Source organism: Clostridium hydrogenum (genome assembly GCF_021432385.1).
GTDB classification, from domain to species: domain Bacteria; phylum Bacillota; class Clostridia; order Clostridiales; family Clostridiaceae; genus Clostridium_S; species Clostridium_S hydrogenum.
In genome coordinates this window covers 223,297-236,198 of record NZ_JAEACT010000004.1, presented here as the reverse complement: position 1 = coordinate 236,198, position 12,902 = coordinate 223,297, and the positions used below count along the sequence as shown (strand labels likewise).

The window sequence follows — 12,902 nt, the reverse complement described above, 5'->3', positions numbered from 1 at the left end:
ATATGTCTAAAATTGTAGTGTTGATTTTTATTACATTATATGGTAATATCAAAATATAGGCAACATTTGGCGAAAAATGACAGAATATTGTCAATCTTGAGCTGATTCATAATATTGTTGCGCTTAAAAATGGGGGTTTTGAATCTATGAGAAAACATGTTTCACTACAATTTAAGGCTATTCTATCAATATCTATTATTTTTATTGCACTAATAAGTGCTGTTACTTCAATTAGTTATATAACTTCAAAAAAGACAATCTTATCATCGCTTGAAAGTTCTGGAAAACAAACAATAGCTATACATTCCAAAAATTTATCATCATGGTTAAAATCAAGATTATCTCAAGTTGAGGTAATGGCAGATACAGATCTTGTTTCTACTATGAATGTAAGTAAGATAGTACCATATCTTAATCGTGAACAAAAAAGTTATGGAGGAGTTTTTAATACTATAGGCATAAGTGATACAACAGGAAAGCTCACTCTTCAAAATAATGAAGTTATTGATATAAGTTCTGAAAACACATTTCCAGAAGTTATGCAAGGAAAGGAAGTTATATCTAATCCGTTTCAAGCAAAAGAAGATCCATCACAACTAATTATATCTATGGAATGCCCAGTAAAAGATCCCAAAACAAATAAAGTATCAGGACTTATAAGTGGTGCTTTTCTTGTTTCAACAGTGTTTAAAGAGAATACAAATTTTCACTTGGGGAAAACAGACAATGTGTATATTTTAAATAAGGATGGTACTGTAATATTTGATAACAATAAAAAATTAATTAACAATAGTAATTTTTTAAAGAGCTCAAATAAAGAATATACTAGTTTAGTTAAACAAGCACTTTCTAAGGATAGTTTTTTGGGAGAATTTAATGATAAAAGCGGAACAAAGGAACTTTTTGCATCACACGTTGAAGGTAGTGATTGGTATATATTTTTGGAAGTTCCAACAAAGGAGTACATTAGTAGTATAAATTCTTTACTTTATTTTATAATACTAGTTGCGTTTGTGGCTATTGTTATACTAATAGGCTTGTTAACAATTATATTAAGATACTTTTTTAAGAGGCTAGTAAATGTGTCATTATTAGCTGAAAAAGTTGCAAAAGGTGATTTAACAAATTATCTGCCTGAATCAAGTGATGAGCTTGGAAGATTTAATATAACCTTTAATAAAATGATAGAAAATTTAAAGGAAATGATTATAAAATTAAAAGGTGTTTCGGATGTTGTTAAGGAATCATCTAAAAATTATAAAAATATAAGTTTAGATGTTGTTGAAGGTGGAAAAAATATTCAGGAAAGCATTAAAAATTTAGCATTAGGATCTAAAATTAATGCAGATGAAATATCAAATGTTACGGTATATGTAAGTGATATGGAAAAGAAGTCAAAAGAATTAGTTGATATAAGTATAAATATAGATAATATGATAACAGAAACTAAAGATAATACAAAGATTGGTTCCAAGAATTTAAATAATACAATTAAATTGTTAGATAACATGAAAAATAGTATATTGACTTCGAGTAGGGTCATAACTGAGCTTTCTCAAAAATCTGAAACAATTGCTAATATAACAATTGCTATATCTGAAATATCTGAGCAAACTAATTTGCTCGCTTTAAATGCAAGTATAGAAGCTGCAAGAGCAGGTGAAAATGGTAAAGGATTTTCTGTTGTTGCAGAAGAAGTAAAAAAATTATCTGAACAATCAGCTGATTCAAGTCAGGAAATTTCACGAGAGATATTGCAGGTACAAGAGCAGGTACGAGAAGCTTTTAGTACGATGAAACAAAGTATAGATTTTATGGAGCAAGGTACAGGGTCTATGGAGACAATATCTATGATATTTAATGAAATAGAAAGTCAAGTTCAAAATGTAAAAGATGTTAGCTCAAACGTTTCTGAAATTGCAAAGGCGCTTTTAGATCAAAATAAAAATATTTATCAAGCTATTTCAAATACCTCAGCAGTAACTGAAGAAGCGGCAGCTAATACATATTCCGCTGAGGAAACAGTAAATAACCAAGAAAAAATGTTTTTGGAGTTAAAAACTGCTGCTAGTGAACTAGAAAATCTTTCAGTAGTTTTATCTGATGAAATTTCTAAATTTAAAATTTAATTGTGTAAATAATCTTAGTGCAGAACTATTTTTTATTAGTCTATCTTGTAACAGGCATATCTACTAAGGAATAAGATGGTATAAAGCTTAAATTAGAAGGAGTAATTATGTTCAATTTCTTTTTTATGAATAATAGAGCATATCGAAAAATTGTTGCTTATGCAAGAGGAGATGTAAATGGGGATAGAATAGCTGACAACATCTATTTAACTGGAATTACTACACCTAATAGCCCGTTTATTCAAGGTATTACCTTAATAATCCAGAATGGCAGAACAGGGAAACTTACTAGAGTACAACTTGGCGAAAATGCAGGATATAATCCAAGATTGTTTTTAGGAGATTTTACGGGAGATGGCGTTAATGATATATTAATAAGCATTGATACAGGTGGAAGCGGAGCAATAATGTATCACTATATATATTCCTTTATTAACAATATTCCAAAGTTAATTTTTGACTTTAATGTTTACAATGAGCAGTATCAATACGAGGTTACTTATAAGGATAATTACAAAGTTGAAGTTATAAGCAATGAAAATAAAGAAAAATATATTATAGATATATCTTATAAAGAAAAAGAATACTTAGATGAAATATATTCCGCGGATGGAAAACTTAAAAGTCCAATTAGCGGATTTGTAAATCCATTAAGCGGCTTATATCCTGTGGATTTTGATGCAAATGGTGTATATGAGTTATTAGCTTATCAAAAAATAGCTGGAAGATATAATGCCGATTCTTTAGGATATGTTTTAAATAGTTTAAAGTGGGAAAAGAATGTTTTTGATTTATATAATCAGAATATAGCTATTTTTGGAGCGGATTTGTCCATGGTAAAATAAATTAATATTATAAAATATATAAACTTGTAGCTTAAAATTACGAAACTACTAATTAGGGTATTTTAATAAATTGAGCAGATGTAATTAAATATGATTTAATGGGAGGATTAATATGTTCTTACAAAAGTTAAAAAAGATCTACCCAATTTTAAAAAATAAAAAAAAAGATTCGTTAAAATGTAATGGTATTAAAATACCAATAGTATATTTAATAAGCGGTTTCTTGTGGATATATTTTTCAGAATTTCTTATGGATAAATTTGTTAGGGATAATGAGATATACTCGGTTATAAGTACTTACAAAGGTTGCTTATTTATCGTTGTAACTACAATCCTTTTATATGCATTAATAGAAGGGTTTTTAAAAAAAGTTAGCTTGTTTGAAGAAAAATTAAGATTTCAATATAAAAAAATGGCTGAAAGTGAAGAAAAATATAAAAATCTAGTAAATAAAATGCAGCAAGGATTAGCAATTTATGATGCTGTTGTTAATGACGAAAATGAAATTATAGACTTCATATTTGTAGATTCAAATGAAAATCATGAAAAAATAGCTCAAATGGAAGCGAAGCCTTCAGTAGGAAAAAGTGTTTGTGATATATTTCCGTGGATGAATGAAAAACTAATTAAAAAATATGTACATGTAGTAAAAACAGGAGAACCTATGAGTTATGAAAGATATGTTAAGGAAACAGATAGGTTTCGAAATGTAATGGTATATAGACCTAAGGAATTGCAGCTTGCGGTTATTGTTTCGGATATAACTGAAAGAAAGCAAATGGAAAGCAGGCTAGAGTATTTGAGCTATCATGACCAGCTAACAGGTATATGTAATAGAAGATTTTTTGAAATGAATATAAATTTATTAGATAAAGAGGAAAATTTACCACTAACGGTTGTTATGGCGGATGCAAATGGATTAAAGCTTGTTAACGATTCCTTTGGTCATTCTTTTGGTGATGAGCTAATAAAAAGGATAGCAGAGGTTTTGAAAAAAAAGTGTAGAGAAGGGGATACGCTTATTAGATTAGGTGGTGACGAATTCATTATTTTCATGCCCAAAACAGATTCGTCAGAGGCTGATCAGTTTATTAAAAATGTTAAAGCTGCTGCAATGAAAGAGAAAGTTGGTTCTGTAAATATATCAATTTCCTTGGGATACAAAACAAAGATAGATAAAGAAGAAAGTATTCAGGAAGTATTAAAAAAGGCTGAAGATTACATGTATAAGAAAAAGTTGCTTGAAAGCCCGAGCATTAGAGGAAAAAGCATAAATACTATAATTACTACACTTCATGAAAAAAATAAAAGAGAAGAACAGCATTCCTATAGAGTTTCTGAGTTATGTGAAAGAATGGGGATAGCAATTAATTTAGATGATGATGAAATTATAGAACTTAAAACAGTTGGATTGCTTCATGACATAGGAAAGGTTGCAATAGAAGAAAACATACTTAATAAGAATGGAAAGTTAACAGATGAAGAATGGGAAGAAATAAAAAGGCACACTGAAATAGGATACAGAATACTTAGTACAGTAAATGAAATGTCGGATATTGCAGAATATGTTTTAGCGCATCATGAGAGATGGGATGGTTTAGGATATCCTAGAGGGCTAGCTGGAGAAAAAATACCGCTGCAATCGAGAATTATTACTATAATTGATTCTTATGATGCTATGGTTAGCGAAAGAAGTTACCGTGAGGCACTGCCAAAAGAATTTGCTGTGAAAGAATTAAAAAGGAATGCAGGTACTCAGTTTGATCCACAGCTTGTTGATGTGTTTACTGAGAAGGTATTAAGTGCGAAGTAAGAGTATTCTGGAACATTAAATAACATCAATAAATCTAAGAGGAATATTCTTAAAATCCTAAGAACTTTCAATAACTCACTAACGTTCAAACAGATTGAAAGTTCTAAGGCTTTTAAGAATATTCCTCTTAGATTTATAATATGTTATTTAAATCGTTCAAAAACACTCTTACCTCGCAATTACAGTAGTTTAAGGAAAAAATTCGAGGCCACTGAAAAACCGGCTGTTTTTTAAGAAAAAATGTTTCAAAAAATATTCACAAAAATGCTAGGGTATAATCCTTAGCATTTTCCTTAAATTTACTTTTATATTCATATATAAGGATCAAAGCCTCCTTATTTACCATCTAAGATGGTAAGAATTCTTTTTAGATTAACCACAAATATTGTCACTGCACTTTGCAAGTGCATACCTTTTAGACCTGTGGCAGATGCAACATCATACCCATGTCTATGCTTTAATTCACTATTTTTAGCTTCAATCTTATAGCGTTCTTTTGATTTTTCTTGAAAATACTCACTTTCTTGAAATTTTATTTGTTCTTTATGTGGATTAGAAAGTATTGTTACAGAATAGGTTTTTGTTTTATTACCTTCTTTATAGCATCCTTTTTGTGATGGACAACATTTACATTTGTTTACATCAAAAAAATATTGTTCCATCTGATTTTTTTGGGTATTATTTTTTTTCTGAAGTGTTTTCTTGAAAGCCATATGACCTTCTTGGCATACATACATCCCAGCATCTTTGTTAAATTCAAACTTATTTGAATTCTTTCTGTTTCCATGGGTTACACATTCACTTAATCTTGCAACTAATTTTATGTCATTTCCTTTTGCATAAACAATGTTCTCTTTTTCTGAGTATGCCGCATCTCCAATAACAGTTTCAACTTTTACACCTGCTTTTTTGCTTTTTACAATTAAAGTTTCTAATTCTTTTCCATCATGCTTTTCTCCAGAAGTTATTGTGGCTGAAGTTATTATTCTTTCTTCGCTCATTGCTATGTGAGTTTTGTAACCAAAAAATGATGTATCTGCTGTTTTATGTCCAACCTTAGCATCTTCATCTTTTGAAAGTGTTAATTGTTCTATATCATCGTCAATAGATTCATTTAAAAGGTTTAATTTTTCTTTAACCTTAGGATACTGACTTAGATTATCATCTTCTTCAATTACCGCAATTAATTTTTTGCAATACTCAATTTGATCCTCCAATATACCGTTACTAACTTTTTTAGGAAACTTGCTTTTCATTTCTTCATCTATTTCGTAAACAGATTTTCTTAATAGTTTTGATTGTTCAACTAAAATAGCTCTTGGCGATAACTGGTTATATCTTGCTTTAGTATGTGTAGAATCAACTATAATAGATTTACTTTTCAAAATCCCTTTTTTTATTGCGATACTAACTGTTTTGTTTATAAGAAGATCCAACATATTTGAATCCTTTAATCGTAACTTTCTAAATTTAGTTAATGAACTTGGATCTATAACAGAAGCCTCCGGAGCTATATCCAAAAAATATTTAAAAGACATATCATATTTTGAACGTTCAACAACATCAACATCTGATAAATCAAATGTTATTTTTAGCATTAAATACTTAAACATCATTATAGGATCAATGGCTCCGCGGCCATTGTTAAAACAATATGTATCAATAATTTCATCATAAACAAATGAAAAATCAACTAAATTTTTTATTTTTCTTAAAATGTTATCCTTTGGAATAATAAGATCATATAAATCAGTATATGGACTCATAACTAACTTTTGTTGCTTTATCATTATTGATTTCCTCCTAAACGGTCTTCTACACATATATAATTCTATATAAATCCATAAAATCCTTTTTGAATACAAAAAACAGCTAACGAAGTTAGCTGTCAGCAGTTTTTGAAAAATACATTAATCTTTTATTCAATTAGGACTTTTTCAGTGGCCTCAAAAATTCCTCCGTGCCTACGGAATTTTAAGATAAAAACAAGAAATATTAAAATTGCGTAAGCAATCAAAAAATAAGTTATAAGATTTTCTGTAGCAAGGCGAAATAAAATCATCCTTCTTTGTACTCTGTACTTTATACTTTGTACTTTGGAAAAAGGTTCGTAATGTTTATATTTGCGCCACAGCCACATTATTTAAAAATAACTACTTGTTTTTGTCGGTAGGATTATCATTAAAAGCTATTTTTGAATTACTCATATTATTTGCATTTTTTTGAGTGATATCATTTATAGCTTTATTTTGTTTAATATTCTTAGTTTTTTTATTTCTATTCATTTTGTTCTCTCCATTCATAAAAATTATAATAATTAACAGATATATTTTTAACATATATTATAAAAAATATGCATAAGGGAGCTGTCGCAATAAAGTATTTTATACACAAATTTTAAGTATTACGAACCATTATTCAGAGTACAGTTGACAGAGTACAGAGTACAGTGAAGGATGATTTTCTGTAGCAAAGCTACAGAAAATCTTAAAACTTAGTTTTTTGATTGCTTACGCAATCGTGGAATTAATGTTGTTCAGCGGAGCCGAACAACATATAAGTTTAAGATTTAGCTGACGTAAGAAAAGGTAAATCATCCTTAACTGTACTCTGTCATCTGTACTCTGCACTCTGATTTTGGGTTCGCAATAATTTTAAGTGGCGCATTTTTGATTCTGAAAAATGTTGTGGGTTGAACCATCGAGATGCTTGATGATATCATATTGATGGAAGTTTAAGAAAGTGGTGAATCCAATGGTAAAATAGCTAAATGATTTTCTAAATACTCTAAGCATATTATATCATAAAATTATATATTAAAAGGAGATTCCAAAATGTGTACAAGTTTTGCAGTATACAGTCAAGAAAAAGCTATTTATGGTATGAATTTCGATACTGATGATATTGATTTAAAACTGAAAATTAATAGTTATAATGATAAAAATATTTTTAATTTTTCAGCCTTAATGGAAAATAAATACGTTGATATCGCTGGTGTTAATAGTGACGGCCTTTTTATCTGTACTCAAGCAGTAAAATATAGTCCAGGTTTAAAATCAAGTTGTAACGAAAATGATTGGTTTGCTTTTGATATTTTTGATGAGGCGCTAAAGAAAACAAGAAAAACATCTGAATTTTTTGAAATTCTTAATAAAAGAGTAATCTCTTATCCTAGAAATCCATTATACCCAGATTTAGGGCTACATACTATTATCGCTGATAAAAGTGGTGATGCATTTATTCTGGAAGAAGGAAATGATACAAATATGGTAAGCCCTATTGATAATGATTGTATTATTATGACTAATTTTCCAAATGGGGATTTTAAGGAAGCAGATTATAATAAAGTATATGGTATAGGTGCTGATAGATATATTTGTGCTCATGAATATATTCATAATAATATTCATAGCTTTGGAATAAATGAAGCTTTTGAGGTTTTAAAAAGAACTTCTCAGGATACAACTTCGCAGACTCCAACTTTGTGTTCAATAGTATATGAACCATTAAAAAATGAAATTTATATTAGTTTTAAAAAAGATTTGAGTAAAAAATGGAAAATTTCTATTATGGAAAAAACAATCCAATCATTGGATGGATTTTTAAGCAATAATAAAATTCAATTTACAAATGGGAAAATATTTGTGAAGGATCTTATTAGCTTGTATAAGTGAACTGAATATACAGTTCAAGTAAAAACGAAGGATACTGCTCGGAAAACGGTATCCTTCGTTTTTATTTGGGTATAATAATCCTATATTAAACTATAGAAAGGGGTTGATGCCCATGCAAACTATAATAGATAGAGTACCTAATCGCTTGATAAATGAGAAAAGTCCCTATCTCTTGCAACACGCTAACAATCCTGTGAATTGGTATCCATGGGGAAAAGAAGCATTTAATAAGGCGAAATTGGAGGATAAACCAATCTTTTTAAGTATAGGTTACAGCACTTGTCATTGGTGTCATGTAATGGAGCGTGAGAGTTTTGAAGATGAGGAGGTTGCACAAGTATTAAATAATGGGTTTGTGGCTATTAAAGTTGATAGGGAAGAAAGACCAGATGTAGATCAAATTTATATGAATGTTTGTCAGGCACTTAATGGCAGTGGAGGATGGCCACTTACAATTATTATGACTCCAGAGCAAAAGCCATTTTTTGCAGCAACATATATCCCTAAAATAGATAGAATGGGCATGAAGGGTCTAATAAGTACTTTAGATGATATTAAAAAAGCTTGGTATAATAACAGAAAAGCCCTTTTAGAATTTGGTAGTAAAGTTGCAAATACAATAAGCAAACAAGGAGTGAGTTCGAGAAGAGAACTTTCAAATAAAGTTATTAACGAAGCTTTTTCACAGTTTAAAAGTAATTTTGATGTGGTTCACGGAGGTTTTGGGGAGGCACCAAAGTTTCCAACTCCGCATAATTTAATGTTTCTTATGAGATATTGGTATAAGAGAAATGATGGTGGCGGCCTTGAGATGATTACTAAGACTCTTGATTCTATGCATAGGGGGGGAATATATGACCATATTGGATATGGCTTCAGCAGATATTCAACAGATAGAGAGTGGTTAGTGCCCCATTTTGAAAAAATGCTTTATGATAATGCACTTTTAGCTTATACCTATACTGAAGCTTTTAAAGCGACAGGTGTCAAAAAGTATGCTGATGTTGCATCGGAAATATTCACTTACATTTTAAGAGATATGACTTCTAAAGAAGGTGGTTTTTATTGCGCAGAAGATGCCGATTCAGAAGGAATTGAAGGCAAATTTTATGTTTGGTCAAAGGCTGAAGTCATGAATACTCTGGGAAAAGAACGTGGAGAAAAGTTCTGTAAATACTTCGATATAACGGATAGGGGGAATTTTGAAAATGAAAATATACCAAACTTAATTAAAAATTACCCTGAAGAAAGCGAAATCGAATTTTTAAGCAAATGCAGAAGTGAACTCTTTAAGAAAAGAGAAATTAGAATTCATCCATATAAAGACGATAAGATTCTTACTTCCTGGAATGGACTTATGATTGCAGCTATGGCTTACGGAGGAAAAAATTTAAAAAATAGCAAATATATTTCGGCAGCTGAAAATGCAGTGAAATTTATATTTAATAATTTGGTTGAGAGTGATGGAAGACTTCTTTCAAGGTACCGTGATGGAGAAGCGGCTATAAAAGCTTATGCTGATGACTATGCTTTTTTGGTTTGGGGTCTTATCGAACTTTATGAGTCCACTTACAAGGCAGAATATCTAAAGAAAGCAGTTCAATTAAATGATGATTTAATAAAATACTTTTGGGACGAACAAAATGGAGGATTATTTCTTTATGGAAGTGATAGCGAGCAACTTATTTCAAGACCTAAGGAAATATACGATGGTGCAATTCCATCAGCAAATTCAGTAGCTGCATTAAATTTTATGAAATTATCAAGATTAACAGGTAAATATGAACTTGAAAATAAGGCACAAGAAATATTAAATGCCTTTGGCGGTGAAATTGAAAGTTTTCCTATGGCATATTCTTTTTCGCTCTTGGCGGTGCTATTTTCACAAACTAAAGCTAGGGAAATTACAATTGTTTCAGAAAGAGATGATAGTGCTTCAAAGGAAATGCTTGATGCAATTAACGAAAAATATGATCCTTTTTCAATGGTCATTTATTACATAAAAGGAGATAAAACTTTAGAAAGTGTTTCAAATTTTCTAAGTGAGTATAACACTGTCAATGGTAAACCAACTGCCTATGTATGTGAAAATTTTTCTTGCAGCGAGCCTGTTACAGATGTTAAGGCTTTTAGAAAAATGTTTTAAGGAATCTAAAAGAGAGCTATAAGTCTATATTGCAAACTAACTTTTACAATTCAAAGTGAATTATTTTTATAATAATATACGAAATATTATTATTTATGTTATAAAACTTGAAAAATTGAGAAGAATAATAATGAAATAAGCAGAAAAACCTGCATTATTTATAAAAATGGCTCCAACAATTGACTCATATATAAAAGTGTGATACACTTAATAAGTATCTTAAATGAAAAGTAAATGATGCAAACACAAATATATTTCAAATTAGTACTTAAATAGTATATTAATATCGAAATTTTATGGGTGGATTGTTACAAGGAGTTTAAGAAAAAATAAAATTTCGGAGGTACACATAAATGAATGGTACAGTAAAATGGTTTAACTCAACAAAAGGATTTGGATTTATTACAGGAGAAGATGGAAAAGATGTTTTCGCACATTTTTCTCAAATAAAAGCAGAAGGATTTAAATCTCTTGAAGAAGGTCAAAAAGTTGCTTACGATGTAGTTGAAGGACAAAAAGGACCTCAAGCAGAAAATATCACTGTTCTTTAATTCTAAGTGATTTCTGTAATTAAAAACGGTGAAGAGAATTCATTCTCTTCACCGTTTTTGTTATAATAATAATTATTATTAAATTAATTGCTAGAATTTTAGCAATTAAGATATTTATAAAATCTAAATCACAAGTCTATTTATCGAGTTCTATTTCTAGGGCTTTTTCAAGCCGTTTAATCACTTCAACAATTTTATCATCAGGAATTAAGTCTAAATTGATTGCTATTATAGATATATCATTTTAACTATGCACCATAATGCCCATAAGATGGCATTTGGTAAAAATAAATTTTAAGTTTTACAAGTATATGTCTTTATCTCTATTAATGTAACACTAAAAGTATAATTAATAATTTTGATTGACTTGATTAGAATTAGTTTGATATTATAATTTCATGAAACATTCAATTAATAAAATTTATATAAGTTTAATAGTTTATATGAGTAGTACGATTAAGGATGAAGGAGATTGAAGGGATTATGATTTTAATATCAGAGATGGATTGTTTAAAAGCTTCGTCAGAATTACAGGCTGATTTAATACCAGGAGGAGTTCTTTATTTAATTGTTGAAGGAGATACATTTACTTGGAGGAAGGCATCAAAAGAATTTGACTTAGATATTTTTCAAATTGGTCAGAAGTTAAATGAAAATAGCATAGCAGGAAGGGCAATTAAAGAAAAAAAAAGAATAGTACAAAATGTTCCACGTTCGCTTTATGGAATGAGGCTTAGAACAGTGGCTGAACCTATATTTAATGAAAATGGCGATTGTGTAGGTGCTTTTTCAGTTGTATTCCCATTGCTACATCCTATAGTAAAAGCTTTTAATGATTTTGCCCCTATTTTGGCTGAAATGTTTTCAGAAGGTGCAGTAATATTTGTTACTGATTTACAAAAAATTATGCGTATTCAATCCTCTAAAAAATTTAAAGTTGATTATTTAAAAGAAGGAAAAATGCTTGGAGACGGCTCTTTAGCTAAGAAGGTATTACAAGCAAAAAAACCTATGGTAGAGGAAGTACATAATAATGAACTATACGGAATGCCTGTTATGGTTACAAGCTATCCTATTTTTGATGTTGAAAATCAAAACGAAATTGTTGGAAGTATTGGAATAATAGCCCCTAAAAAAATTGCGGGAGATTTAAGAGGTATATCCGAAAGTATGGAAAGTGGACTTACTGGAATATCAGCAGCAATTGAACAATTAGCATCATCAGCTTCAACAATACATGCAAATGAACAAGCTCTTAATAGTGAAATAAATGAAGTAAGTAGCTTAGCAGAAGAAATTGATGAATTATCTTACTTTATAAAGAAAATAGCAGGTGAAACAAAAATGCTTGGGTTGAATGCATCAATTGAAGCAGCTAGAGCGGGAGAAGCTGGTAAAGGATTTGGTGTTGTAGCTCAACAAATCGGAAAGTTATCTGAGCAATCAAAAGAAACAGTACCTAAAATTAAAAAATTAACAGATGAAATTAAGAAAAAAGCTGAAGAATTAAGTGAAATGAGTAAATCATCATTAACTTCAAGTCAAGAGCAAGCGGCAGCAACTGAGGAGGTTACTGCAAGCATAGAGGAGTTGACAGCTATGTCAGAAGAATTAAATAAAATGGCACAAAAGCTTTAATATTTAGACAATTAAAACTAGTTTAATGTAGAAAACTAATTCATTATATAATATAATATTAGTATAATAAAAAATCACATAAGAATAGCTCAATGTACTGTAGTTA

At 29.7% G+C, this 12,902-nt stretch carries 9 protein-coding genes; 7 read left to right on the top strand and 2 right to left on the bottom strand.

Annotation, left to right across the window (positions count from 1 at the left end; all coding sequences use genetic code 11):
- Positions 1 to 146 precede the first annotated feature (146 nt).
- The 3 genes from CUEA01_RS19395 to CUEA01_RS19385 all read left to right on the top strand — a co-directional run bounded on the left by CUEA01_RS19395 (position 147) and on the right by CUEA01_RS19385 (position 4,787).
- A complete protein-coding gene (locus tag CUEA01_RS19395) occupies positions 147 to 2,129 on the top strand; it encodes a methyl-accepting chemotaxis protein (protein ID WP_234123576.1) in 1,983 nt (660 codons plus the stop codon).
- A 125-nt stretch (positions 2,130 to 2,254) separates the two neighbouring features.
- Positions 2,255 to 2,974: a VCBS repeat-containing protein gene (locus CUEA01_RS19390; RefSeq protein WP_407929273.1), complete on the top strand. Its 720-nt coding sequence runs from the start codon at positions 2,255 to 2,257 to the stop codon at positions 2,972 to 2,974.
- Between the two features lie 112 nt (positions 2,975 to 3,086).
- Positions 3,087 to 4,787 carry an HD domain-containing phosphohydrolase gene (locus tag CUEA01_RS19385; protein ID WP_234123574.1) on the top strand — a complete coding sequence of 567 codons (1,701 nt, stop codon included), beginning with the start codon at positions 3,087 to 3,089 and terminating at the stop codon, positions 4,785 to 4,787.
- A 335-nt stretch (positions 4,788 to 5,122) separates the two neighbouring features.
- Here CUEA01_RS19385 and CUEA01_RS19380 read toward each other — a convergent pair whose 3' ends face one another.
- The gene (locus tag CUEA01_RS19380) at positions 5,123 to 6,580 is read right to left on the bottom strand and encodes an IS1182 family transposase (RefSeq protein ID WP_234122100.1); all 1,458 of its coding nucleotides are present in this window, start codon (positions 6,578 to 6,580) and stop codon (positions 5,123 to 5,125) included.
- A 360-nt stretch (positions 6,581 to 6,940) separates the two neighbouring features.
- The gene (locus CUEA01_RS25000) at positions 6,941 to 7,072 is read right to left on the bottom strand and encodes a hypothetical protein (RefSeq protein WP_268906366.1); all 132 of its coding nucleotides are present in this window, start codon (positions 7,070 to 7,072) and stop codon (positions 6,941 to 6,943) included.
- A gap of 549 nt (positions 7,073 to 7,621) precedes the next feature.
- Between CUEA01_RS25000 and CUEA01_RS19375 the strand changes: the two genes are divergently transcribed.
- The 4 genes from CUEA01_RS19375 (at position 7,622) to CUEA01_RS19360 (ending at position 12,796) form a co-directional block, all read left to right on the top strand.
- Positions 7,622 to 8,461: a C45 family peptidase gene (locus CUEA01_RS19375; protein WP_234123573.1), complete on the top strand. Its 840-nt coding sequence runs from the start codon at positions 7,622 to 7,624 to the stop codon at positions 8,459 to 8,461.
- 112 nt (positions 8,462 to 8,573) lie between these two features.
- Positions 8,574 to 10,607, top strand: a complete 2,034-nt coding sequence (locus CUEA01_RS19370) for a thioredoxin domain-containing protein (RefSeq protein WP_234123572.1) — start codon at positions 8,574 to 8,576, stop codon at positions 10,605 to 10,607.
- Between the two features lie 353 nt (positions 10,608 to 10,960).
- Complete coding sequence (locus CUEA01_RS19365) at positions 10,961 to 11,158, top strand: cold-shock protein (protein WP_234123571.1); 198 nt, start codon at positions 10,961 to 10,963, stop codon at positions 11,156 to 11,158.
- A gap of 483 nt (positions 11,159 to 11,641) precedes the next feature.
- Positions 11,642 to 12,796, top strand: coding sequence for a methyl-accepting chemotaxis protein (locus CUEA01_RS19360; protein WP_234123570.1), 1,155 nt, complete (start codon positions 11,642 to 11,644; stop codon positions 12,794 to 12,796).
- Positions 12,797 to 12,902: the final 106 nt, after the last annotated feature.

Bases quoted from the DNA above. Each gene is read 5' to 3' on its own strand.
- CUEA01_RS19395 (WP_234123576.1), top strand. From the start codon at position 147: ATGAGAAAACATGTTTCACTACAATTTAAGGCTATTCTATCAATATCT.
- CUEA01_RS19390 (WP_407929273.1), top strand. From the start codon at position 2,255: ATGAATAATAGAGCATATCGAAAAATTGTTGCTTATGCAAGAGGAGAT.
- CUEA01_RS19385 (WP_234123574.1), top strand. From the start codon at position 3,087: ATGTTCTTACAAAAGTTAAAAAAGATCTACCCAATTTTAAAAAATAAA.
- CUEA01_RS25000 (WP_268906366.1), bottom strand. From the start codon at position 7,072: ATGAATAGAAATAAAAAAACTAAGAATATTAAACAAAATAAAGCTATA.
- CUEA01_RS19375 (WP_234123573.1), top strand. From the start codon at position 7,622: ATGTGTACAAGTTTTGCAGTATACAGTCAAGAAAAAGCTATTTATGGT.
- CUEA01_RS19370 (WP_234123572.1), top strand. From the start codon at position 8,574: ATGCAAACTATAATAGATAGAGTACCTAATCGCTTGATAAATGAGAAA.
- CUEA01_RS19365 (WP_234123571.1), top strand. From the start codon at position 10,961: ATGAATGGTACAGTAAAATGGTTTAACTCAACAAAAGGATTTGGATTT.
- CUEA01_RS19360 (WP_234123570.1), top strand. From the start codon at position 11,642: ATGATTTTAATATCAGAGATGGATTGTTTAAAAGCTTCGTCAGAATTA.